This window comes from Nocardia donostiensis (genome assembly GCF_002081715.1).
Lineage (GTDB): Bacteria > Actinomycetota > Actinomycetes > Mycobacteriales > Mycobacteriaceae > Nocardia > Nocardia donostiensis.
Genome location: NZ_MUKP01000006.1, coordinates 145,737 through 168,773, shown reverse-complemented (window position 1 = coordinate 168,773; position 23,037 = coordinate 145,737). Strand labels below are relative to the sequence as shown.

The window sequence follows — 23,037 nt, the reverse complement described above, 5'->3', positions numbered from 1 at the left end:
AGCTCTGCGGAGCACCCTGACCAGGGCGGGCTCATGCTCTCCGGCGGGTGGCCCCGATCGACGACATCCGTGGTAGCCGTGGGGTCAGTCGCCAGAGAATGGTTCGCTCGCGCGTCCGGGCAGCATGGAGCGGGTCGGTGCTGTCGGTGACGCGTGGGTGGCGAGGAGCTGTTTCGTAGCGGGCGGTGACCGCGAGACCGGCCTCGGCGATATGTGCGAGAAGCTCGTCGCGGGTCCGGAGTCCGAGGTGTTCGGCGAGGTCGGACAGGATCAGCCACCCTTCGCCGTGCGGCGTGAGGTGGTTTGCGAGACCACCGAGGAACCGGTTCAAGACATCGGACGCAGGGTCGTAGATCCCGAGTTCCAAAGGCGAGGTCGGGCATCCGGGTAGCCAGGGAGGGTTGCAGACGATCAGGTCCGCGCGCTGTTGACCGGCGGGCCAGAGATCGGCCTCGACGACTCGGACCCGCCCGGCAAGGCCCAGCCGTCGCATGTTCTCGCGCGCGCACCGCACCGCGCGAGGGTTGATATCGGTCGCTAGCACTTCTCCGGCGCCGCGCCGGGCGAGAACCGCAGCGAGCACTCCGATCCCGGTGCCGATATCGAACACGCGGGGGCGATCTATGGCGTGCGGCAAGGGTGCATGGGCAACGAGATCGATGTACTCGTTGCGGGTGGGGGCGAAGACACCGTATGCGGGGTGGAGCCGGGCGCCCAGAGCGGTGATGTCGATGCCCTTGCGGTGCCACTCGTAGGCGCCGATGACGCCGAGAAGTTCGGGAAGCGAGACGAGCATCATCCCGCTGGCGACCTTCCCTGACTCGTTCGCCGACTTCCCGTACGCGTGCTTGCATGCTGCACGCGCGTCGGGTGCCCGACGTAGTCGGATCGAGTGATCTTGCTCCAGCGCGATCAATATTTTCCCGAGGAGCGCCGCTCGTTCCGAGCGGGCCTGTCTGTTTGCGTGGAAAAGGGCGCCGAGGCCGGCGTACGCAGATGCTGGACTCGATTGCTGTGAGAGGCGGCGGTCCATGGCACGCAGGAGCTGCCGGGCGTTGTGGAAGTCTCCTCGCCAGAGCAGACCCGAGCCCGACCGGGCGAGCCGCAGAGCAGTGTGTGCGGAAATGCGGTCGTCGACGACAACGATGCGGGCTGGTGCCGAAGCCCCGTTCTCCGAATGCCAGCAGGCGGTTCGTCGTGTTCCGTTCTCAGTCCAACTGATTGTTGGCATGTGGTGCTCCCGTGAAGGTCGAAGGTCTCACTGGCCGACGACGCTTCGAAGGGGAGCAGGCGCGCTACCCGCCGATTACGAAGAAGGCAGCATGGCTTGCTCCCGTGCCGAAGCGCGAGAGCAGCCGTCGCCCAAAACCATGCCCATGTTCACAGCAGATCAGTTCCTTCCGATCGGGTACAGCCAATACTCGCATGACGACACGAGCCGGTCCGAACGCATCGTGGCAGAAGTTGAGATAGGCCTGCGCGGCATGGCGGGCGTACGCACCCTCCTTGGGCTCGTTCGATGAACAACTCGCCCAGCCGCGCTCACTCGGCGACATGGCCAGCGAAACCCGTCCCGACATGAAGCCGATCTATCGTAAGCCTGACCTGACAACAGTCCCGCCGGGCAACTGCGTTTCCAGCGTGATCGATGTGGTCGCGCCGCTCGGGGCGGTTTCGGGTTCAGGGATCGGAGACGCCCGGTCACCGCCGCGTCCGCGGCGCTCGCTCTAGAACATCATCATCATGGCGAGCATCATGAACATGAATCCGAGCATGTTGTAGAACATTCCAACCCTGCTTCCGTCGATCCGATACATCGCATTCGGGTTTACGCCCGCATGAATGCGTGCCGCTACATGACGGTACGTTACATAGCGGCGTACTACACGGCTGGGTGTTCCCTATCGCGGGAACGCGTGATCCTCTCCAAACCGCTTCGCCCGCATGTTCCTCCGGCGCCGTCGCCAGTCGCGGCCCGTCCGTCGCGACCGATCCCTACTTGTGTCGTCCATGCGATCGTTCGGAGCGATACCCTTGAAGTGGGAGGTCCGACGATAAGGAGATGCTGTGGGTCAACTACGGTACGAGGCCGCATCGCGGATAGCCGCCGTGTGATCGCTCGAGGCTGACCGCGAGCTACCGATGGGCGAGCCGATCGATCTGGTCGATTCAGCTGAACGAACCCGCACAGCTCTCGCCACTGTCGTGGCACTGTTTTCAGAGGCTTGGGCGTCCGGGTCTCCACCCGACCTGTCGGCATACCTACCCGATGAACCGGCCCAGCGGCGAACGGTCTTGATCGAATTGATCAAGATAGACCTCGAATACCGGTGGCTTCGTTTCCACTTTCCCAAACGACTGGCCGAATACCGTGCGGAATTTGCCGAGCTGCGAGACGGTCCGCTTCCTGACGACCTGGTCTACGAGGAATTCCACGCCCGGCGCCGTAGTTCACCCGCCACCAATGCGGCTACCGCGCTCGCTGAGGCGGCCTCCACGGCGGCCGGCCCCGAACAGGCACTGCTGACGAGCGATTACCGCAGCACAATGATTGCTCGTCCGAGTGCCCAAGCGATGCTCGACGCCATCGATGTCGGCGACCATGTCGACGATTTCCACCTCCTGATAAAGATCGGGGCCGGTGCCTTCGCCCAGGTGTATCTCGCTCGGCAACAATCCATGCAGCGACTGGTTGCAGTCAAGATTTCCCATAACCACGGCATCGAGCCGCAGACCCTCGCCCAATTGGACCACGACTACATCGTGCGCATCCACGACCAGCGGCTCATCGCCGATGGCGAGCTGAAACTGCTCTACATGCAGTACCTACCAGGGGGAACGCTGCTCGACGTGCTGCGTCTACTGCGTTCGACGCCGTCGGAACATCGCAATGGGCACGTGCTGCTCGATGCCGTCGACAAGGTGCTCGCGGAGAAGGGCGAAACCGGGCCCACCGAATCAGCTATTCGGACCCGGATCGCTGCACTGACGTGGCCGGAGACCGTCGCCTGGCTCGGTCGTCGCCTCGCAGATGCGCTGCAGCATGCAGCCGAGCGGGGGGTGTTGCACCGAGACATCAAACCCGCGAACGTGCTGCTGAGCGCCGAGGGAATTCCGAAGTTGGCTGATTTCAATGTCAGCTTCAGCAAGCGCATCAGGGGCACAAGCCCCCTGGCGTACTTCGGTGGATCGCTGGCGTACATGTCGCCGGAACAGCTTGGAGCCTGCCACCCGGATTTGCCGGCAACCGCCGCCGATCTCGACACTCGAAGCGACCTCTTCGGGCTGGCCGTCATGTTGTGGGAGCTTCTCACCGGGCATCGCCCATTCGCGGACGAAGTGTCCGCCGGTGAGTCGGAGACGTCATTGGCTCGCATGCTCGAATTGCGGCGCAAACCCGTCGAGCCGCAGTTCCTGTCGCAGCTTCCGCCGGATTGCCCCATGGCGCTGCGCCGAGTGCTGTTGAAGTGTCTGTCGCCGGATCGAGAAGACCGCTACTCGTGCGGTTCGGAGGTGGCCCAGCAGCTCGACTTGTGCCTCGACGACAGAGCCTGCGACCTTGTTTACCCGCCACCGACCAGTTGGCGGGCACGACTGTCCCGATATCCCACCCCCGTCCTGTGGCTGTCCGCGCTGGTCGGCGTCGGCCTAGCGGGGGTCTATATGGGTGTGTACCTCCAGGAACTGATCGCAGCACGCCTGCCCGCTGCCGCCGCCTCGCGGCTCTACAGGGGCACCGTCATCTACGACCTCTGCGCCTTTCCGCTGTCCGTCCTCGTCTACTTTTATATATCGCGTGATTTGCTCGCTGTTCCTCGCGGCTTGCGCGCCGGCAGACGCTACGACGAGGCGATGCTCGCGCGGGTGCGGTCGCGAACACTGTTCTGGGGCGAGCTGTGTGCGATGAACACCCTTCTGTTCGCGGTTCTCGGAACCGTGACGGGGATGGTGATGCTTCGCTGGTTCACCGACCTCCCGGTCCGGCTGATGGTCCATGCGGCAACGACTGGTCTGATGACGGGCATCATCTCGGTTGCTTACACATTTTTCCTTTCCACGTTCTACATCGTCCGCTGTGTCTATCCCAGCTATTTGCGCCACAGCCGCACCACGGCGCGCGACTCCGCCGATCTTCGCGCGCGGCGTCGAAGGACCACGGTCTATCTCGCGGTAACGGCGTCGGTACCGCTGGCGGGGGTGCTGACCGGACTTGCCGCTCTCGAACCCGACGAGCTCGCGGATGTGCGCGATCCGGTCCTGGGATTATGTGCGGCCTCAGGGCTCGCGTTCATCGCGATTTATTGGCTGTACAGGACGCTCGATGCAGACCTGCGCGCGCTCGAGCGGGTGGTCTAGCTGATCAGTCGCGCCCTGCCCGCTGTTCCTGGGGCGACGGAACTATCGGGCGCTGATGCCGTGGGTGAGGATGGCCGCGAGTTCGCGGTAGGCCGCGGCACCGTCGAGTCCCGTGACGGCGCGCACCCCACCCTGCTGGATGCGGACCATCATGGTGGCGGCGAGGTCCGCGGCGAACGCGGCGTGGACACCGCGGAATTCGCCGGTGGCCACGCCGTCGTCGATGAGTTCCTGGACGCGGCGGGCGGCGATGCGGGTATTGCGTTCGTAGACCTCGCGGGCGGGGGTGAAGGCGTCGAGGTCGGTCATGAATCGGTCGGAGGCCGCCGCCAGTGCGGCACCGACCGCTGTGAGGTAGGCGGCGATGCGCTCCAGCGCACCGGTGGTCGCGGATACCTCGGCTTCGACGGTTGCGGTGGCGCGTTTGAAGAAATGCACAGTGGCGGCGGTGACCAGCTGTTCCTTGCTGCCGGCGAGGGTGTAGAGCGTGGACTTGGAGCAGCGCAGCCGTGCCGCGATGGCGTCGAGGGTCAGGTGCGCGAAACCTTCGGCGAGGAACAGCTCGACCAGTTCGTCGAACAGTTCGGTGCGGCGGGGTGTCGCGAAGGTCGAACGCTGCTCCATGGGGGAATAGTACTGCGGACCTTCTTGCAGTACTGTTCCTGGAACAGTACTGTGAGCAGGAGCAAAGTACCACCCTGCGTATCATCGGAGGATATTTCCTGTGGCTGTCGATCGACTTCTGCCCACCGACGAGGCACGGGACCTCATTCACCTCACCCGCGACATCACCGACAAGGTGCTGGCGCCGATCGTCGACGAGCACGAGAAGGCCGAGACCTACCCCGAGGGTGTGTTCGCCACTCTGGGGGAGGCCGGGTTGCTGAGCCTGCCGTATCCGGAGGAATGGGGTGGCGGCGGCCAGCCGTACGAGGTGTACCTGCAGGTGCTGGAGGAGATCGCGGCACGCTGGGCCGCGGTCGCGGTGGCCGTGAGCGTGCACAGTCTGTCCTGCTACCCGCTGATGGCATTCGGCAGCGAGGAGCAGAAACAGCGGTGGCTACCGGAGATGCTGGGTGGCGCCACGATCGGCGCCTACAGCTTGTCCGAGCCACAGGCGGGTTCGGATGCTGCCGCCCTGGCCTGTAAGGCCGCCGCGGTCGACGGCGGGTACCGGATCGACGGCGCCAAGGCATGGATCACCCACGGCGGGATCGCCGACTTCTACAACCTGTTCGCGCGCACAGGCGAGGGCTCCAAGGGCATTTCCTGTTTCCTGGTGCCGAAGAACACCGAGGGGCTGAGTTTCGGCAGGCCGGAGGAGAAGATGGGCCTGCACGCGGTGCCGACCACCTCCGCGCATTACGACGGCGCTTTCGTACCCGCCGAACGGCGGATAGGCACCGAGGGGCAGGGGCTGCAGATCGCGTTCAGCGCGCTGGATTCCGGCCGGCTGGGGATCGCGGCGGTCGCGGTCGGGCTCGCGCAGGCCGCGCTGGACGAGGCCGTCGCCTACGCACAGGAGCGGACAGCATTCGGCCGCAAGATCATCGACCACCAGGGGCTGGGTTTCCTGCTCGCCGATATGGCCGCGGCGGTCGAATCGGCGCGCGCAACCTACCTCGATGCCGCCCGCCGCCGCGACGGAGGGCTGCCGTATTCGCGCCAGGCGTCGGTGGCCAAACTGGTCGCCACCGACGCGGCGATGAAGGTCACCACCGACGCCGTGCAGGTGCTCGGCGGTTACGGCTACACCCGAGACTTCCGGGTGGAGCGGTATATGCGGGAAGCCAAGATCACGCAGATTTTCGAGGGCACCAACCAGATCCAACGTCTGGTCATCAGCCGCCATCTCGCCGGCTGACCGCGGCGCATACTTTCCGCACCCGATCCGGACAGGCTTCGGTATGTATCCCGGATCCCATACCGCAACGAGCCCGGTCGAGATCAAACGCCGGATGTCGACTGGTGGGGCAGGGGAGTCCTGTTCGGTACAGGGGCGCCTCGACCACAGGATCAGATACGGGGCATCGGCGCGCTCGGAAGTTGGTGGCGGCCAATGCTTCGCCGCGTCGGGCAGGTGGCGGCATGGCTCTGCTCAGATAGCTCGGGCGCACCACAACCGAACAACAAAGCAAACCGGCAGACCAACCACACCAGCTTTGGGGACATTGTCCAGCCCCACGACACCGCACCGGCGGACCGAATGCTCGTACCCGGTAACATTTTCGACAATTCGTCTTCGGCCTGAAAATTCCCGGCCTCAGGAGTGGGATGATTTCATCATCCTGAATGGAAAGACTCTGGTACGGAAAGACTCTGGCAATGACATTCGCTGCTTGGGCATTCGGACTGCGGAAGACACTATTCCTGCGTTTACCGATCCTCGTGGCCGCGGCTGTCCTGCTGTTGCCGAACTCCAGCGTCGGGAGTGCCGCGCCGCCTGTTGGCACCGACGGTGATTGGCCGATGTGGCAGTTCGACCTTGCCGGTTCCCGACACAATCCACACGAGACCGCCCTCACACCGGCCACAGTGACCTCGTTACAGCTGAAGTGGGCGTTCGCGTTCCCCGACTCGATCGCCGCTTCCAGCCAGCCGGCGGTCGTGGACGGAACCGTTTACGTCGGTGGCCGCAACGGGACGTTTTATGCGCTGGACGCGTACACCGGTGCAACCCGGTGGTCGTTCCAAGCCGAGACACCCCTCGGCGGAAACCTCCCGACGTACGGGCTGCGCAACGGGCCCGCAGTCGTCGATGGAACGGTCTACTTCGGCGACAACTCGGCCAGGATGTGGGCCCTCGATGCACAGACCGGTACCCTGCGCTGGGTCCGCCAACTGGACAATCATCGTTACGCGATCATCACCGGTTCGCCCCTCGTGTTCGACGATCGGGTCTATGTCGGTGTGTCCAGTCAAGAGCTGGGTGCCGCCACCAGCGACCTCTACCCGTGTTGCACCTTCCGGGGAAGTGTTGTGGCGCTCGACGCCGCGACCGGCAACGTGCAATGGCAGCACTACACGATCCCGCCACCGGAGCCGACCCCCAATGGGTCGCCGCCGTTTGCCCCCAGCGGCGCGCCGGTCTGGTCGTCACCCACGATCCACCCGGAGTCGCGCACGCTGTACTACACCGCGGGCAACCCCTACACCGGTTATCCCGAGGGTGCGGAAGCGATCGGCGCGCTGGACATCGACACCGGAACCGTCCGGTGGGTCCGCCGGATGACCCCCGGGCAAGCCCCCTGGAACGGTCGCTGCACGTACCCGCCGCCGGGTGGCAACTGCCCCGAACCCGGCCACGATTTCGACTTCGGTTCGCAGCCGAACATTTTCGAGATAGGTGACCGGTTGGTCGTCGGCGCGGGCCAGAAGAGCGGTGTCTACCACCTGCTCGACGCCACCACCGGCGAGATCGTCTGGCAGACCAGGTTGAACACGCCGGTACCGGTGCTGCCCATCCCGGGCTCGGAGTCGCTGCAAGGCATCCAGTGGGGTGCCAGCTATGACGGCCATCGCCTGTACGTTGCCACTTATCAGGGCACGCCGGGCACACTTTTCGCGTTGCACCCGGCGACCGGCGAGGTCATCTGGAGCACGCCGAATCCCGCCCACGGTTGCCTGTTCGACCCACCGCCGATACCGATGCTTCCGTTGTGCCAGCTCGCCATGCCGAACGCCGTCTCGTCGACACCCGGTCTGGTCTACGAGGGCAGTCTGGACGGCAAGATGCGCGTCTTCTCCGCTGAGACCGGTGCCATCCTCTGGGAATACAATACGGCACGGCACTTCCACACCGTGAACGGGGTGCCAGGCGTCGGCGGCGGTATCAACGGCCATGGCGCCGTCGTCGCGAACGGCATGCTGTTCACCAATTCCGGTTACGGCCGACAGATCACCACCGGTATGCCGGGTAATGTTCTGCTGGCCTTCGGTCTTCCCTGACCTACTCGGATTACGAGAGCAACAACCAAGCGAGCCCGGCAATGTTTGCCCCATTGGCTTCTGTCACTGCGGGTGGAGCTCCAACGAGGTATTGCTGTGCGCGCCGCTTAGCCTTTCCGCGTGGCGCCATCCCAGCGACCTGCTCGCTGGGGAAGTGACTGCGGGCGCGGATCGCGCGCTGGTAGCGGGCACTCAGCGTCTCGATGACCTTGGTCGAGCAGATGACATGACCGTGAAACGTAGCGCGCAAGCCCGGTCCTTCAGGGCTGGGATAGCGCATCAACCGCTTCGCGATTCAGGGCCCGAGAATTTGGTGTCGGTGGTCGTTGTTACTGTGCGCGGGTGCAGCTTCGGTACAACTTCCGTGTCTATCCGACGCCGGGGCGGCGGGTCGCGCTGGCTCAGGCGTTCGGGTGTGCGCGGGCGGCACCGGTCTGATCATCACCGAGGGCGTCGCGATCGACCACCCGACCGCCGTCGACAGCGCGGCCGTGCCGCGCCTGCACGGCGACGCCGCGCTCGCCGGCTGGCGGCGCGTGGTCGACCAGGTGCACGGGGCAGGCGGCCGGATCATCCCGCAACTGTGGCACGTCGGGCCGTTGTGGGGCGCTATGGCGCCGGTCGACCCGACGCTCACGCCGATGCGGCCATCCGGGCTGTGGGGCCGAGCGGGGCGCACCGTGTACCCCGACGACTACGTCACCCGGGCGAGTGTGCCGACCACGGCGATGACCGTGCAGGACATCGAGGAGGTCATCGCCGCGTACGTGCGCTCGGCGCGCAACGCGGTCGACGTCGGATTCGACGGCATCGCCATCCACGCCGGCCACGGCTACCTGCTCGACGCCTTCCTCTGGGAGGAGACCAACCGACGCGACGACGACTGGGGCGGGGACCTGCACCGGCGCACCCGCTTCCCCGCCGAGGTCGTCCGCGCGATCCGCCGCGAGATCGGACCCGGCCTGCCGATCTTCTACCGATTCTCACAGCACAAGCAGCAGGACTACGGCGCCCGCATCGCGGACACCCCGGATGAACTCGCGGTGATCCTGGGCGCTCTCGTCGGCGCCGGGGTAGACGTCCTCGACGCCGGCATTCGCCGATTCGACCAGCCCGCGTTCGATGACAGTGATCTGACCCTGGCCGGCTGGGCGAAGAAGCTGACCGGCGCGGTGAGCATGGCCGTCGGCAGCGTCGGCCTGAACACATCCCTGCGCGACACCGGAACGCCGAAGCCTGTCGGTCTCGATGGCGTGCACCGCAGGCTCGACAACCAGGAATTCGACCTCGTGGCGATCGGACGCCTGCATCTGGCCGACCCGGCACTGGCCGAAACCCTCCGTACCGGCGCTCCGATACGTCCCTTCAACCGCGAGGAAGCACGAGGGCCGATTGCATTGACCATGACCGTTTGACGGGCGGGTCGGGGAAGTCGGCGGAGACGAGCAGTACGACGTGGGCCGCGGCTTCGAGCGATGATCAGAACTTCTGGGCGGCGATGTTGAACATCCAGCTGATCCCGAATTGGTCAACGAGCGAGCCCGCCTCATCTCCCCATACCTGCGTTTCAAGAGGCAGCGTGACGATGCCACCGACGGACAACTTCTCGAAGTAGTCGCGGAGTTCTCCGTCGTCGTCGCCACCGAGGAAGATCGCAACGTTGTTGCCCGGCCGATAGGGCGGATAGCCGGGTCTTTCATCCGGAAAGTCCCATGCCATCAGCGTGTAGCCAGCGGATGTGTCCAGACGAGAGTGCATGACCTTGTCAGCGCTCGGCGAGTCCGGTGAGCCGAAGTCCGCAACCGTTGAAACCTCCAGCGCGCCACCGAAGACCTGCTGGTAGAACTCCATCGCCTCCCGCGCGTTGCCATTGAACGTGATGCACGGATTGACCTGAGAACCCACTTGAACGCTCCTTCGTGAACTGACCGATCGGGCTGTCCGATGGCCGTCGAACCAAGGCTCCCAACAAATCACGACACCCTCTGTCGTGGTTCTTGATAGAACTTTGGGTGTGCGTTGGCACACTGGGGGTATGGACTTGGGGCGGTGCCCGTTCGCGGCAGGGATTCATGCGGTCGATGCTCTTCATGAGGAGCTCAGGACTCGTGAACCGGGGGTGCATCAGGCGGAGCTGCCGGATGGTTCGCCGGTGTGGGTGGTCACCGGGTGGCAGGCGGTGACCAGTTTATTGGCTGATCCGCGGATGTCGGCATCGAAGTCGGACTCGACCACTGGTTTCCGTGGGCAGAACCTTCCGGCGGCGTTGGATCAGAATCTGCTGAATATCGATGGGGAACGGCATCGGCGGGTGCGGAAGTTGGCGGCGGAAGCCTTCGCGCCGGCTCATCACGTTCGGCACGAGCAGGTCGTGGTGACCGCGGTCGCGGAGTTGGTCGACGCGCTGCCGGCAGCGGGGGAGATCGATGCGATGGGTGGATTGTGTGAGCCGCTGCCGCCGCAGGTGATCGGCACACTGCTGGGGTTGCCCGATGAGCAGTTGGAGGAGTTCCGTTCTGCGGCGCGGCCGATGTTTCTGATCGACACGTCCAGCGATGGCGCGGCAGTACAGGGTGCGATGACAGCGATGCTGACGTTGGTGGCGGGGGTGATCGAGGACAAGCGGCGGGAGCCGGCTGATGACCTGATCTCGGGTTGGCTCACGGCGCGGGACGGGCAGGACCGGCTCAGTGAAGAGGAGTTGATCAGTCTTGCGTTCGCGGTGATCATCGGCGGGTTCGAGAACGTCACCTCGCTGACCTCGGCAGTGCTGGACGAATTGGTTCGCAACCACGGTGAGTCGGCTCGTCGGCTGTTGGGTGCGCCGCAGGAGTTCGCTGGCATGGTGCGTGAAGTCATGGGGGCTGTGGCGCCGGTGAATTACGCGCTACGGCGGTTCCCGCTGGCCGATATCGAGGTCAATGGGGTGACCATTCCGCGAGGGCACACGGTCTTGCTCTCCTTGCGGTCGGCGCACCTGGATCCTGCTCGCCGAGAGGGCCGCGATCTTGTGTTCGGGCACGGCAGGCATTTCTGTATCGGTGCAGCGTTGGCCGAGAGGCAAGCGGTGCAGGTTGCGCGCGCTGTGCTGGAGAAGTATCCGAGGCTGGAGCCGGTCAAGCCGCGCGAAGAGTACCGGCTGCGGCCCTCGTGGCTGACCTACGCGTTTGCGGAACTTCCGCTACGAGCGCTGGCCTGACCGCATGCCCGCATCAGCACGATATGAGTGGCTTCATCTCGTGCCGCGCCGCATACCGTGTCGGCTACGTCCTCGTCAGTTGGTCGAAGAAATCAATCACCGGGCAGCCGATAGATATTGCAGGAAGCGTCGAACACCAAACCGGTGGTATCGATGAAATCGGCCAAGCGGTGCTCTGGCGTCCGGACGGTCACGCCCTCGAACTCGGCATCCACCACCACCCGCATCGGGTCGATATCGGCCCAGGTGTGCTCGTCCGGATCCACCTTGACTCGATCCACCTCACACTCGGCCAGATCGATCGCGAATCGCACCGTCGCGCCGACCTGATGCAACGCCTGGATGCGCACATACTCGAAATTGCTGTGTTCATCGTCGAAGAGGTAGGCCTCGATCGGCTCGCCGAACTCGCTGCATTCGGCATACGCGCCTTCGAGCTCACGCCACGACGGCACAGTGAACGGAATCGCCTCGATGTGAAATCCCACCCCGGAATCCTCGTCCGGCCAACCGCCGAAGAAGATGCTCCATGTCAGTTCCGCGGCACCGGTCGCCCAGTTCTCCGCCAGAAATCCTCCCCATGTCGCATTGGAGAGTGGCCCGAATTCCGGGAACGAGTGATGCTCACAAGCTGATGTGTCCATCCGCACAGCATAGAGATAGGCACGGAACCGCAACGGCCCCTGTGGCATTCGCCATCCGGCAACTGGACGGCGTTCATAGGTCCGGTGTCGTGAAGGCGGAAACCGTTGTGCGGGTAGGGAAGTTGGTGCTACGGCGAGGTCTCCGGTAGTTGGTGGATCGACCAAGATTCAACTGAGCACCGGAGACCCCGTGCACAGCCGCAACCGATCCAGTGTGGTAGAGACGCTCTTACGCAGACCGCGTGAATCCCGACTCGAGTCGATCCTGCGTCGTTGGGCACGTGTGGTTTCGACCTCCATGCATGCCGCCGAGGTCACCGCATTACACGTGTACGGCTGCAGCGCCTTGTCGATGTCGCCGGCACTTTCTTTGAGATAGGGGACAGCCGTTCCTCGGTGCGCAAGGCGGCGAGATTCTCACGCGTGGAGCTGGTCGCAACGGTGGTTACCGCAGCTATGCTCGCCTGGGAGCGAACGCCCCGGGCCGCCTCTGCTTCGGGTATGCGACCTGGGGCTCCTCACTTCCTACGGGATCTCCGCGCCCGGACCTGGCTCGTTGAGCACCTCACGTCGAACGGCGCTGGTCTGAAACCGAAGCCGGTTCCTTACCCGTGACGGATCATCAGGTGACGTCGCCGTGCTGCCGACCGCCCTCGGCGCTCCATCTGCCCGACGCCGATCACGCGACGTCGGCCGCCATCGCCGCACAGAGTGAGTTGATTCACAGTTAACTGTTCGCCGTGGATGTCGAGATGATGGTCCGATGCGCGCGGCGGCCGGTAATCGCCCCAGCCCACGGGCCGATTCAGACGGTATTCGTCACCTAGAGCTCACTTTCTCGCAAGCATGTCGTCACCGGGCGTCGGGAACCCTGTTCGTAATCCGCCGCTATTCTGACGACAGAATCAAGCCAATGGCGGCAATCCGCCGGGAGGGATTTTCGATCCGGTGTCCACCACCAGAGTCGCGGAGTACCCGCGTCCGGATCACGTGTTGTTCCACTTCAGCGACACCCATCTCATCGCAGGCGAACAACCCCTGTACGGCGATGTGGACGCTGACCTGCGGTTACGTCAGTTGCTCGAGCAGGCCGCGGCCAGCCGGATCCAGCCGACCGCACTCGTGTTCACCGGCGACCTCACCGATCAGGGTGAGTCCGCCGCATACGACAAGCTCAAAGCCATCGTCGAGTCATTCGCTGACTGTTTGCCCGCGCCTATAGTGTGGGTCGCAGGCAACCACGACGACCGCTGCACACTGCGCACGCGACTGCTCGGCGAGCACGCATCGACCTCGCCGCTGGACCGCGTGCACCTGATCGACGGCTTGCGCATCATCAGCCTGGACACCTCAGTACCCGGGCACCACTACGGCGAGATCTCCGACGACCAGCTGGACTGGCTGCGCTCGGTGCTGGCCGAACCGGCGCCGTTCGGCACCATCCTGGCCATGCATCACCCACCGATCCCTTGTGTGGTCGACCTCGCCGTCGCCGTGGAGCTGCGCGACCAGCGTAAGCTGGCCGACGTGCTCGACGGCAGCGATGTGCGGGCCATCCTCGCCGGCCACCTGCACTTCTCGACCAGCGCGACCTTCGCGGGCATCCCGGTGTCGGTGGCCTCGGCTACCTGCTACAGCCAGGATCTCGGCGCCGAGCAGGGTGGCCTGCGCGGCCGGGACGGTGCACAGGCATTCAACTACGTGCACGTCTACCCGGATACTGTGGTGCACTCGGTGGTTCCCATCGAGCAAGGCCGCACCGTTGGCACACCCGCTACGCCGGAGCAAGCACAGCGGCGTCTCGCGCAGGAGGGCATCGTGATCCCGCCCGCCGCGCGCATCCCGCACGTCATGCGGCGCCAGGCGTCGACTCCGGAATCGGACGACGAGGCAGTGCACTGAGCTGCTCCCACGGCGCGGGCTCCGGGTAGTACTCGGCGAGGAAATCGGAGACGACCTGTACCCGCTCGGCCTCGGCGACCTCGGGGAAGCTGCCGTCGTTGAGGCAGAAGAAATCCACATCGCGGTGGCGCGCCAACCTGTCCAACATGGCCAACCCGGCGTGGCTGGTCGTGTCGACGTAACGCACCTCCGCCGCCTCCTGCGGCACTGCGCGACCGGTGAACAGCGCATAGTAGTGATACAGCGAGTTGGTCACCGAGATATCGGTGGCGGCCCGGAAGCGGCTCGCGCTCGTGCGCACGAAATCCGCCGCGAACTCCTCTTCCATCTCCAGCAGCACACTGCGGCGTAGCGGAACCGGCGTGTGTTCCAGGTGCCGGGTGATGACATAGCCGAAGCGCTCGGCCAGCAGCGCTCGGTTCACTCGCGCGGCGTTTTCGAAACCGCTGCGCCGCTCGTTGTTGCGGCCTGGTCCGATCCGGGTGCCGGCCTCGATGAACCGGCTCACCCCGCCCGCGGTGAAGAACATCGACGGCCGCACGGGGCGCGCGAAGAACATGTCGTCGTTGGCGTACAGGAAGTACTCGCTGAGCCCTTCGATGTGCTGCAACTGCGACTCCACCGCGTGCGAATTGAAGGTCGGCAAGCCCGTGGTGTCGCGGAAATGCTCCACCGCACGCACCACCGTGACCTTCGGATGTGTGGTCAACCAGTCCGGCATCGTCGAATCGGTGGCGATGAAGATCTTGCGCACCCACGGCGCGTTCTTGTACACCGAGCGCAAGGCGTACTTCACCTCGTCGATCTGCCGGATCCTAGCGTCTGCCTCGTCGCCCTCGCCCACCGCGACTTGAGCGAGCATCCCGGCGCGGCGGGCGCGGAATTCGGGGTCGGAACCGTCCACCCAGGAAATCACCAGGTCGATGTCGAAGCCGACGTCGCTGGGCTGCGGCGCGAACATGTCCACCAAGGTCGGCCAGTTGCGCTCGAACAGCCGCACCTCGGTGCGCTGGACATCGGCGAGGTCGAAGACTGTCCTGGTCAGCGCGTTGGGGCGCGGGCAGGTCACCGTGTCGCCGTGGTACTCCCACAGTTCCACGTCGACGTGATGCGCCGGGTCGCTATCACGCCCGAGCCGGAATACGTTGTGCCGCAACTCTGTGCAGCGAAACCCCGCCGACACGGCGGCGGCCGTCACGCGGTGCACCATCGCGCAGTGCGCCGCGTCGGCGGCCAACACGAGCTGGTGCTCGCTGCCGCGCACGAGCAGAAACGGCACTTCCGCCGCCGCCAGCTCCGCTCGCAGGTATCCGAAATCCTCGATCATCGCAGCCGACACGGCGAGGTTTCCCGCCGTCGTCCGCGTACGGATCTCCACCGCCCCCGAGTTCATCGCGCCCATGTCCACCATGATTGTCTCCACTTCCGTCCATCTGCTGGTTTCCGTTCCTTCCTGGCGCAGCGCCGAGCGGCGTCCGGCGCCGATTGCTGTGGCATCGACGCGCCGGGACCGCGCTCCGCGCGGTGGCATTCAGAAATGCGGAAGGGTGCCGAGGCGTGGGTGCGAACTGATCACCGGAAATCCAGACGACTGGTAAACCATTTCGTTTTCACCTCACTCACGGCCGGACGCCGAAGCATCGTGGATAGAAGCGGGTGCACCGTGCGCGGAAGTCGCGAAGCACGCGTAGCAGACACCCGAGCCGGACGGCCACCGGCCGCCGGGGGTGCCCCAGACAACACCGGGCACCCGTTACGAATGATGCAACGCATTCGGCATTCCGTCAATCGGTGCAGGTGATCGTCCCTATCCTTCCGCTTCCTCCGGCCCTCGGCTGTCGACCACAGGTTGGAGCACATCTCCAGCAAAATGGCCAGGGTAGTCTCACCAGGGCCGAGACGTTCTCCGAAGCGCTCCACCGCCGAGCATCCGAACCGACCGCCTGCGACCGCACACCCTGCGCCACACCTACGGAACCCGGCTGCGCCAGGGCGGCGCAGACGTCGCCCAGGTGCTGCAAGCCCTGCTTCCGCCACGCCTCCATCGAAACCGGCGCTACTCCGCGCCAGGAAACGCCGAACAGGCCGTTGTCATCGAAACCGTCTTCGAGCAGTGGATCGGAAAACCATAAACGGCGATCCTCACACCGGAATCCCCGAGATCGATGCGCTGATCGCCGCCGCCGACCTCGAGCGTGGCGAGGGTTGGAGCCTCGCAGCGGGCGCCGGGTAGGTGTTCCAGTCCCAGGTGCTGCCGGCATCTGGCGCGGTCTCGAACCCGGCGAACGGCCAGTTTTTCTGCTTGGCCTGGTGGGCGATTGGAAGCCGGAGAAGCCAGCTCCGAGACAGATGTCCGACACAGATGATGTCGAGCGGTTCTGAGGTGGAGTGTGTCGTGGCTGCCTTCGGGTGTCCGGATGCGTGGGTATCGGGCAGGTGGACAGGGGAGCGGGCTAGGTCCGCGCGAGCTCGCGCAGATACTGGCACACCTCGTCGATCGCTTGCTTGGCCTGCGCAAACACCGCGACTTCGGTGAAGAAGCCGTGGAAGACTCCGGTGTACCTGGTCGACGACACCTGGACGCCGTCGCTCCGCAGCCGCTGCGCGTACGCCTCGGCGTCGTCGCGGATGGGGTCGACCTCCGCGGTGATGATCAGCGCGGGCGGCAGATCGCGCAGTGACTCGGCGCGCATGGGTGCCGCGAGGTAATCGCCACCCGGGTGCCCGGCACCGACGTACTGCTCCCACAACCAGCGCGCGTCCGCGGCGCCGAGCAGCGGCGCGTCGGCGAAATCCGACCACGACGGCCTGGTGAACGTATCGTCGACGGCGGGGTAGGCGAGTACTTGCGCCACGGGCAGGGTGCTGCCCGCCTCGCGGAGGTGCAGGCATAGGGCTGCGGCGAGATTGCCGCCTGCGGAGTCGCCGCCGACGGCGATCCGATCCGGGGCGATGCCCAGTTCCGGTGCTGATCGGGTCAGCCATGCGTAGGCGTCGCCACAGTCTTCCAGCGCTGCCGGGTACGGGTTTTCCGGCGCCAGGCGGTATTCGAAGGACACCACCGTCCAGCCGGATCCGGCGGCGATCGCGCGGCACAGTTCGTCGGAGCCGTCCAAGGTGCCCAGGACGAAGCCGCCGCCGTGCAGGTAGACCAGGGCGGGTGCGGCGGTGCCGGCGGTGGCACCGTTCGCGCGGTAGAGGCGGGCCTCGATCGCGCCCGCACGCGTCGGCACGGTCAATTGTTCGACATGGTCCAGTGGCGTGATCGGCTCGGTGGACGGGCTCGAGTTCACCAGCGTGCGGGCCTGCTCCGGCCCCAGCTCGTGCAGGGGTTTCCGCAGGATCTGCTTGGTCATCCGGGCCACGGCCGCGGCCTGGTCGTCGAGCAGATCCCACCAGGCGGGGGCGTCGTAGTTCATGGGAAAACCTCGTTGGTCGTTGACAAGAAGTGATCTGTACCTCACCATCGTAGTCATGTGACCTAGACGATTGACTATGAGTTCACGTTCCAGGTGGGATCCGCTGTCGACGGTGTACCGCGCACACGATCTCGTCGAATCGAAAGGACAACAAGATGACCGAAACGACGATCGGTCCCGCGACGCGCGGGGTTGACGCGATCGGCGGGGTCGACATCCGGATCGAGGACGACGCCAGTCCGATCACCCGGCTGATCGGCCGGACCATCACCGATTCCCTCCGCGCCGACAGCTCCCTCCTACCTGGCGGGCTGGAAGGCGCGATCGCGGTCCGTTCCCACGACACCCCGCAAGCTGCCACGATCAGCATCGCCAACGGTACCGTCGCGGTGTCGAGCGGTGTGTTCGTCGAGCCCGACCTCACGCTGACCGTCGACCTGAACCAGCGCTTCGCCCCGGTCGGCGAGCCTGTTGGCGCCGGCGAGTTCGCCGGCGTGGCCAGCGCCCTGCTGTCGCCGCCGCTGCCGGACTGGAAGACCGCTGCGGCGACGTTCTGGGCTGCGGCCCGGTCGATCCCCGGCATTCCCGACGTGCTCGTCGCGACCACGGAGGGCCCCGAAGGCCTGGATCAGGTCGTTGTAGGCGAAGGGGAAACCCACTACGTCATCGCCGGCCCGCCGGAGCTGCTGGCCGGAATTTTCTCGGGCACCGACGATCTGGTCGCAGCCCTGTCCACCGGTCTCATCGGCGTGCGCGGCACGTTCTCTCAGCTGTCGATGCTGGTCGCCGCATCCTGGAAGGTTCGTTACGATGTCTGAAACCGCCACCGCTGCAGTGGACTTCGAAGCCGATGTGCACACGGTCCGACTGGAGTCCACCAACCACGACGGATCATTCCTCGGCAAGAACCTCGCGCCCAAGAAGTTCGCCGCGAGCGCGGGCTCGGGCTTCGCGATGGCCGATCTGCTGTTCGGCCTCGACCTGGGCAACGCGCCGATCTTCGGCTTCGCCTTCCCGGAGTGGCGTGGGCACATCTCCGACCTGCAGTTCCGACCCGACATGTCGACGCTCGTGCAGTGGGAACCGGGCCTGCAGTCGGTGATCGGTGACTACTGGCAGGCCGACGGCACCCCGGTCGGGGTCTGTCCGCGCAACCTGGCCCGCAAGCTGGTCGACCGGCTCGCCGCCCGTGGTTTCACCGCGACCATCGCGGTCGAGATCGAGGCGACCCTGTTCCAGGAGTCCATCCACGAGGCGCGTGCCAAGGGATATCGCGACCTGACTCCGCTCGGCGGTTCCGCTGGAACCGCATACCATCTCGCGAAGTCGAAAGACTGGATCCACTACATGTCGGCGGTCGCCCGTCGCCTCGACGAGATCGGCATCGAGTGGGAGGCGTGGAGCGACGAGGACGCGCCAGGGCAGGTCGAACTCAACCTGGTTCCCGGTGACCCGATCTCGGTGTGCGATGCCTGGGCTCGCGCCCGGCAGGTGATGCGCGAGGTGGCCTTCGAGCTCGGTCACACCGTGACCTTCCTGGCCAAGCCGACGGCCGGGTACGGCCAGGCTTTGCACATCAACCTGTCCCTGCAGCGCGACGGGGTCAACGCGTTCTACGCCGCGGACGGGCCGTCGCCGACGATGCGGCACGCGGTCGGCGGACTGCTCGCGACGATGCGGGGCGCGGCGTCGGTCATGCTTCCGCAGATCACCTCCTACCGCCGTTTGGTCGACCTGAGCGGCCCGCCGACGACGATCACGTGGGGCATCGCGAACAAGAGCGCCGCAGTGCGTGCGGTGTGCGGGCACCCGGCGTACTCTCGCCTCGAGTACCGCGTTCCCGGCGCCGACGCGAACCTGTACCTCGCGGTCGCGGCCGTTCTCGCCGGAGTGATCGCCGGCCTCGACGGCGCAATCGAACCGCCCGAGCCGGTCAGCGACCTGGCGTGGTGTGTGCCCGACCTCGAGCGGTTGCCGGACACCATCACCAAGGCGGCCGTTGCTCTCGAGGCGGACCCGGTCCTGCGTGAACAGCTCGGGGACGAGTTCGTCGACTACTGGGTGGGTACGCGCCGATGGGAGTGGATGCAGTTCCACACCACGGGCGGCGATCCGTTCGCCGAGCTGTCGGAGTGGGAGTCCAACCGCTACTTCGAGTTCCCATGACCGCCCGCTCGGCCCGGGTGAAACCGCTGATCGGCCTGACCGGCCGACGGTTCCGAATGGAGCTGGTCAGGGGCAGCCACCCGGGGTATGGTCACCGCCTCACCGACAGCTTCATCTCCGATTTCGCGGACAGTATCGCGCGCGCCGGTGGGGTGCCGGTGATGTTGCCCTACGATGCCGACCCGGAGGCGCTCGGTGACTGGCTGAGCGGTGTGGTGATCACCGGCGGTCAGGACGTGCATCCGAGCTGCTGGGGCGGCGACGAGTCGGTGGTCGACGACATCGATCCGCTGGCGGACCCCTCTGTCCACGACCTCAGCCGGGACGAGTTCGAGATCGCGTTGACGCGGGTCGCGCTGGATCGGGAGATCCCGCTGCTCGGCGTGTGCCGCGGCATGCAGGTGCTCAATGTGACCCTCGGCGGAACGCTGATACCCGACCTGCCCGTCGGGCGGGTGCGGCACCTCATGGCGGCGGGCCCGCTGTCGGACGGCGATCCTGAGCACGTGGTCACCTTCGATGCGGGCACGATCGCCCAGAAGGTGTTCGGCGATCGTCTGGTGACCAACTCGTGGCACCATCAGGCGGTCGACGTCTGTGGCGCCGGGCTGGTGGTCACCGGTCGCACCGACGATGGTGTCGTCGAGTCCGTCGAGCTCCCCGGGGCCCCCGTGCTCGGGGTGCAGTGGCATCCCGAGTGGATGGTCACTGACGACGGCGCGCTGCGCTGGCTCGTCGAAGCGGCCGCCGAGCGGCGCTGAGTGAAGCGGAAACGACTGGGGCCGTCACCTTTTCCGGGGGCGGCCACAGTCGCTGCTGAGTGGGCGCGGTCAATCCATGCGTACCCATGACACCAGCGACCGCATGTCCGGCTCGGGCGCGATGTCCGCCGGCGGGGCGGCAGGCACGGCGGCATCGCCGAGATTGGCCGCCATCCACGCGTCGAGCACGCCGAGGGTGAGCTCCACCTGTGCTTGCGCCGCGGCGGCGTCGGTGAACACCAGCCAGTTGAGGGCGAAGCCGTCGGACAGGGCGGCTACCACATAGATCAGCTGGTCGATCGTGTCCGGGTCGACCGGTCGGCCCGCCGCGGTAGTGGTGCCCTCGAGGATTGTGCGCATGGTCTCGAAGGCCTCGGTGTAGACGACCTCGGCCTGCTTGCCCTCACGCTGACCCCAGCTGATCAGCTCGAGGATGGTGGCACCGAAGTTCGGGTTCTCCCGGTACCACTGCAGCACGCCGTGTAACAGCCCCCGAGCGGTGCTCTGTGTGTCGCTGTGGACATCGCTGTGGTGCAACACGTTTCGATACTCGCCGGCGAGGTACTCGAAGACCGCCGCGAACAGCACCTCCTTGGTATCGAAGCAGTAGTGCAGCGTGGCCAGGGGAGCGTTCGCCTCTTCCGCGATGCGGCGCGTGGTGGCTCCGTCCACCCCGTGAGCGGCGATTACGCGCACGGCCGCGGCAACCAGTTCGGCGCGGCGTTCGGCGGCGGGGATGCGAGCCATGCGGTACTCCTGTCGAATCAGAACTGAACGATTGATCAAGTCAATATTGACATTACCAGCCTGAACAGCACATCACGAGCACGCCCGGGGAGTGTGTCTCGCTTAGTTAGTCATACGCCTTGATCAATTGACCCACTATCGCTACCGTTATGGCAGGCCTCACATTTCCACTCACTGGTGGCTGCAAACCCTGCCCTGCGGCGTGCGTGCCGTGCAGGCCGGAGCCGGCGACTGCAGGTCGATCGACGACCTACCACCTGCTACCCGCGAAGAGGACGACATGACCCAAGTCGAATCGGTCCACCCCGAACGTGCGATCGCGCTCGATCGTCTGGCTGTGGACCCACCGATCGACACCCTCGTCGGCCTGCTGGCCGACCAGGCCGTCCGCTTTCCCGACCGTGAGTTCCTCCGGTTCGGGGAAGGGTCGTGGACCTTCGCCGAGATCGACGACTGGGCCTCGCGGCTGGCTCAGCGGCTGGTCACCGAGGACGGTGTCCGCCCGGGCGACCGGGTCGCGATCATGCTGCCCAACGTGGTGCAGTGGCCGATCGCCTGGCTGGCGATCCTCGAGGCAGGCGCGGTGGCGGTTCCGGTGAACTCCTCCTATCAGCGGGCTGATCTGGAATTCGTCCTCCAGGATTCCGGCGCCCGGGTGCTGTTCACCGACGCCGAGCACGCCCCGCTGGTCGACGAGGTGCGTGCGGCGAACAGCGAACTGGCCGACATCCGCACCGTCGCAGCCGCATCGCCCGGCGAGCTCGCGGCCTACCCGGCGGACCGGCCCGCGCTGGACATCACGGGCGAAACTCTCGCGAACCTGCAATACACCTCGGGGACAACCGGGTTCCCCAAGGCCTGCATGCTCACCCACGACTACTGGACCCGGCTGGGCTGGATCTGCGCGAACGCGACCGGCCTCGGCCCCGACGACGTGGCACTCACCTCGCAGCCGTTCTCCTACATGGACCCGCAGTGGAACACCTCGCTGTGCCTGACGATCGGCGCGCCGCTGGTGGTGCTTCCCCGGTTCTCCGCCTCCGGTTTCATGGCCGATGTCCGCAAGCACCGGGCCACGTTCTGCTACGTGCTCGGCTCGATGCCGACGCTGCTGTTCAAGCAACCGCCCTCACCTGCGGACCGCGACAACGACCTGCGCATCGTGCTGTGCTCGGCCATCCCCGTCGGGCTGCACGAGCAGCTCGAACAGCGCTGGGGCGCACCGTGGCGGGAGATCTTCGGGATGACCGAAAGCGGTGTCGACCTGGTGAGCTTGCCCGAGGCCACCGCCGACGTCGGCAGCGGACGGCTGGGGCAGCCGGTTCCCACCAAACAGGTCCGCGTCGTGGACCCGCAGGGGTGCGAGGTCGCCGAGGGTGGATCCGGCGAACTGATCACTTCGGGCAAACCCATGATGCTCGGCTACTGGAACCGGCCCGAGGCCACCGCGCAGGTCCTGCGCGACGGCTGGCTGCACACCGGCGACGTCGCCGTCCGCGAGGCGGGCAGCTACCGTCTGGTCGGCCGGATCAAGGACATGGTCCGCCGCGGCGGCGAGAACATCGCCAGCGCCGAGGTCGAACGCGTGCTCGAACGCGACGACAGCGTCATCGCGACGGCCGTCGTCGGCGTGCCGGACGACCTGTTCGGCGAGGAGGTCAAGGCCTTCGTGCAGCTGGCCCCTGGTGTCGAGGAGAGTCGGGAGACCGCGCAGCGGATCGTCGTCGGCGCGCGAAACCAATTGGCGCGCTTCAAGGTCCCGCGCTACGTGGAGTTCGTCGCCGATTTCCCGCGCACCCCGTCCGAGCGGGTGTCCAAGCCGGCGCTGAAGGCGCGCGCTGCCGAGCACCCCGGCACCACCTACGACCTGCAACCGCCGCGCGACTGAGGACCGG

General features: G+C 65.8%; 18 protein-coding genes and 1 pseudogene. 12 read left to right on the top strand and 7 right to left on the bottom strand.

Annotated elements, in window-relative coordinates:
- Positions 1–31 precede the first annotated feature (31 nt).
- A complete protein-coding gene (locus B0T44_RS06370) occupies positions 32–1,231 on the bottom strand; it encodes a methyltransferase (protein WP_077115306.1) in 1,200 nt (399 codons plus the stop codon).
- 275 nt (positions 1,232–1,506) lie between these two features.
- Between B0T44_RS06370 and B0T44_RS26385 the strand changes: the two genes are divergently transcribed.
- Complete coding sequence (locus tag B0T44_RS26385) at positions 1,507–1,731, top strand: hypothetical protein (protein ID WP_139347683.1); 225 nt, start codon at positions 1,507–1,509, stop codon at positions 1,729–1,731.
- Between the two features lie 411 nt (positions 1,732–2,142).
- Complete coding sequence (locus B0T44_RS06365; protein ID WP_077115307.1) at positions 2,143–4,356, top strand: serine/threonine-protein kinase; 2,214 nt, start codon at positions 2,143–2,145, stop codon at positions 4,354–4,356.
- Positions 4,357–4,398: 42 nt separating this feature from the next.
- Here B0T44_RS06365 and B0T44_RS06360 read toward each other — a convergent pair whose 3' ends face one another.
- Complete coding sequence (locus B0T44_RS06360; protein ID WP_077115308.1) at positions 4,399–4,980, bottom strand: TetR/AcrR family transcriptional regulator; 582 nt, start codon at positions 4,978–4,980, stop codon at positions 4,399–4,401.
- A gap of 100 nt (positions 4,981–5,080) precedes the next feature.
- On the opposite strand from B0T44_RS06360, the gene B0T44_RS06355 reads away from it, so the two are divergent.
- The 4 genes and pseudogenes from B0T44_RS06355 to B0T44_RS06335 all read left to right on the top strand — a co-directional run.
- Positions 5,081–6,220: an acyl-CoA dehydrogenase family protein gene (locus B0T44_RS06355; protein WP_077115309.1), complete on the top strand. Its 1,140-nt coding sequence runs from the start codon at positions 5,081–5,083 to the stop codon at positions 6,218–6,220.
- Positions 6,221–6,681: 461 nt separating this feature from the next.
- Complete coding sequence (locus tag B0T44_RS06350) at positions 6,682–8,304, top strand: outer membrane protein assembly factor BamB family protein (protein WP_077115310.1); 1,623 nt, start codon at positions 6,682–6,684, stop codon at positions 8,302–8,304.
- 342 nt (positions 8,305–8,646) lie between these two features.
- Complete coding sequence (locus tag B0T44_RS28490; protein ID WP_081511696.1) at positions 8,647–8,742, top strand: helix-turn-helix domain-containing protein; 96 nt, start codon at positions 8,647–8,649, stop codon at positions 8,740–8,742.
- Positions 8,715–9,719, top strand: a pseudogene (locus B0T44_RS06335) (oxidoreductase); the annotation flags it as partial. The gene B0T44_RS28490 and the pseudogene B0T44_RS06335, both read left to right, overlap by 28 nt.
- Before the next feature lie 64 nt (positions 9,720–9,783).
- On the opposite strand, the gene B0T44_RS06330 reads toward B0T44_RS06335, so the two are convergent.
- Entirely contained in the window at positions 9,784–10,209 is a 426-nt protein-coding gene (locus B0T44_RS06330) for a VOC family protein (RefSeq protein ID WP_077115313.1), read from the bottom strand.
- 130 nt (positions 10,210–10,339) lie between these two features.
- Here B0T44_RS06330 and B0T44_RS06325 point away from each other — a divergent pair, with 130 nt between their 5' ends.
- Positions 10,340–11,503, top strand: a complete 1,164-nt coding sequence (locus B0T44_RS06325) for a cytochrome P450 family protein (protein ID WP_077115314.1) — start codon at positions 10,340–10,342, stop codon at positions 11,501–11,503.
- Positions 11,504–11,595: 92 nt separating this feature from the next.
- Here B0T44_RS06325 and B0T44_RS06320 read toward each other — a convergent pair whose 3' ends face one another.
- The gene (locus tag B0T44_RS06320) at positions 11,596–12,147 is read right to left on the bottom strand and encodes a hypothetical protein (RefSeq protein WP_139347685.1); all 552 of its coding nucleotides are present in this window, start codon (positions 12,145–12,147) and stop codon (positions 11,596–11,598) included.
- Positions 12,148–13,095: 948 nt separating this feature from the next.
- Between B0T44_RS06320 and B0T44_RS06315 the strand changes: the two genes are divergently transcribed.
- Complete coding sequence (locus tag B0T44_RS06315; protein WP_139347686.1) at positions 13,096–14,049, top strand: phosphodiesterase; 954 nt, start codon at positions 13,096–13,098, stop codon at positions 14,047–14,049.
- Here the strand turns inward: B0T44_RS06315 and B0T44_RS06310 are convergent.
- Complete coding sequence (locus tag B0T44_RS06310; protein WP_425436885.1) at positions 13,997–15,451, bottom strand: stealth family protein; 1,455 nt, start codon at positions 15,449–15,451, stop codon at positions 13,997–13,999. The two genes, B0T44_RS06315 and B0T44_RS06310, sit on opposite strands and share 53 nt — an antisense overlap.
- A 1,051-nt stretch (positions 15,452–16,502) precedes the next feature.
- Positions 16,503–17,468, bottom strand: coding sequence for an alpha/beta hydrolase (locus tag B0T44_RS06305; RefSeq protein WP_077115316.1), 966 nt, complete (start codon positions 17,466–17,468; stop codon positions 16,503–16,505).
- A 155-nt stretch (positions 17,469–17,623) separates the two neighbouring features.
- Between B0T44_RS06305 and B0T44_RS06300 the strand changes: the two genes are divergently transcribed.
- The 3 genes from B0T44_RS06300 to B0T44_RS06290 are packed head-to-tail and all read left to right on the top strand — an operon-like array spanning position 17,624 to position 20,395.
- Entirely contained in the window at positions 17,624–18,286 is a 663-nt protein-coding gene (locus B0T44_RS06300; protein ID WP_077115317.1) for a hypothetical protein, read from the top strand.
- Positions 18,279–19,634 (top strand): glutamine synthetase family protein, encoded by a 1,356-nt coding sequence (locus B0T44_RS06295; protein ID WP_077115318.1) that lies wholly within the window; start codon positions 18,279–18,281, stop codon positions 19,632–19,634. The genes B0T44_RS06300 and B0T44_RS06295 overlap by 8 nt, the downstream gene beginning before the upstream one ends.
- Positions 19,631–20,395, top strand: coding sequence for a gamma-glutamyl-gamma-aminobutyrate hydrolase family protein (locus tag B0T44_RS06290; protein ID WP_077115319.1), 765 nt, complete (start codon positions 19,631–19,633; stop codon positions 20,393–20,395). The genes B0T44_RS06295 and B0T44_RS06290 overlap by 4 nt, the downstream gene beginning before the upstream one ends.
- A gap of 69 nt (positions 20,396–20,464) precedes the next feature.
- Here the strand turns inward: B0T44_RS06290 and B0T44_RS06285 are convergent, their stop codons facing one another.
- Entirely contained in the window at positions 20,465–21,142 is a 678-nt protein-coding gene (locus tag B0T44_RS06285; RefSeq protein WP_077115320.1) for a TetR/AcrR family transcriptional regulator, read from the bottom strand.
- Positions 21,143–21,422: 280 nt separating this feature from the next.
- Here B0T44_RS06285 and B0T44_RS06280 point away from each other — a divergent pair, with 280 nt between their 5' ends.
- The gene (locus B0T44_RS06280; RefSeq protein ID WP_077115321.1) at positions 21,423–23,030 is read left to right on the top strand and encodes a class I adenylate-forming enzyme family protein; all 1,608 of its coding nucleotides are present in this window, start codon (positions 21,423–21,425) and stop codon (positions 23,028–23,030) included.
- Positions 23,031–23,037 lie beyond the last annotated feature (7 nt).

What these genes read in the sequence shown, in the direction of transcription:
- B0T44_RS06285 (WP_077115320.1), bottom strand. Translation starts at nt 21,142, where the DNA reads ATGGCTCGCATCCCCGCCGCCGAACGCCGCGCCGAACTGGTTGCCGCG.
- B0T44_RS06365 (WP_077115307.1), top strand. Translation starts at nt 2,143, where the DNA reads ATGGGCGAGCCGATCGATCTGGTCGATTCAGCTGAACGAACCCGCACA.
- B0T44_RS06320 (WP_139347685.1), bottom strand. Translation starts at nt 12,147, where the DNA reads ATGGACACATCAGCTTGTGAGCATCACTCGTTCCCGGAATTCGGGCCA.
- B0T44_RS06360 (WP_077115308.1), bottom strand. Translation starts at nt 4,980, where the DNA reads ATGGAGCAGCGTTCGACCTTCGCGACACCCCGCCGCACCGAACTGTTC.
- B0T44_RS06325 (WP_077115314.1), top strand. Translation starts at nt 10,340, where the DNA reads ATGGACTTGGGGCGGTGCCCGTTCGCGGCAGGGATTCATGCGGTCGAT.
- B0T44_RS06350 (WP_077115310.1), top strand. Translation starts at nt 6,682, where the DNA reads ATGACATTCGCTGCTTGGGCATTCGGACTGCGGAAGACACTATTCCTG.
- B0T44_RS06370 (WP_077115306.1), bottom strand. Translation starts at nt 1,231, where the DNA reads ATGCCAACAATCAGTTGGACTGAGAACGGAACACGACGAACCGCCTGC.
- B0T44_RS06295 (WP_077115318.1), top strand. Translation starts at nt 18,279, where the DNA reads ATGTCTGAAACCGCCACCGCTGCAGTGGACTTCGAAGCCGATGTGCAC.
- B0T44_RS06290 (WP_077115319.1), top strand. Translation starts at nt 19,631, where the DNA reads ATGACCGCCCGCTCGGCCCGGGTGAAACCGCTGATCGGCCTGACCGGC.
- B0T44_RS06310 (WP_425436885.1), bottom strand. Translation starts at nt 15,451, where the DNA reads ATGGGCGCGATGAACTCGGGGGCGGTGGAGATCCGTACGCGGACGACG.
- B0T44_RS06280 (WP_077115321.1), top strand. Translation starts at nt 21,423, where the DNA reads ATGACCCAAGTCGAATCGGTCCACCCCGAACGTGCGATCGCGCTCGAT.
- B0T44_RS06300 (WP_077115317.1), top strand. Translation starts at nt 17,624, where the DNA reads ATGACCGAAACGACGATCGGTCCCGCGACGCGCGGGGTTGACGCGATC.
- B0T44_RS06305 (WP_077115316.1), bottom strand. Translation starts at nt 17,468, where the DNA reads ATGAACTACGACGCCCCCGCCTGGTGGGATCTGCTCGACGACCAGGCC.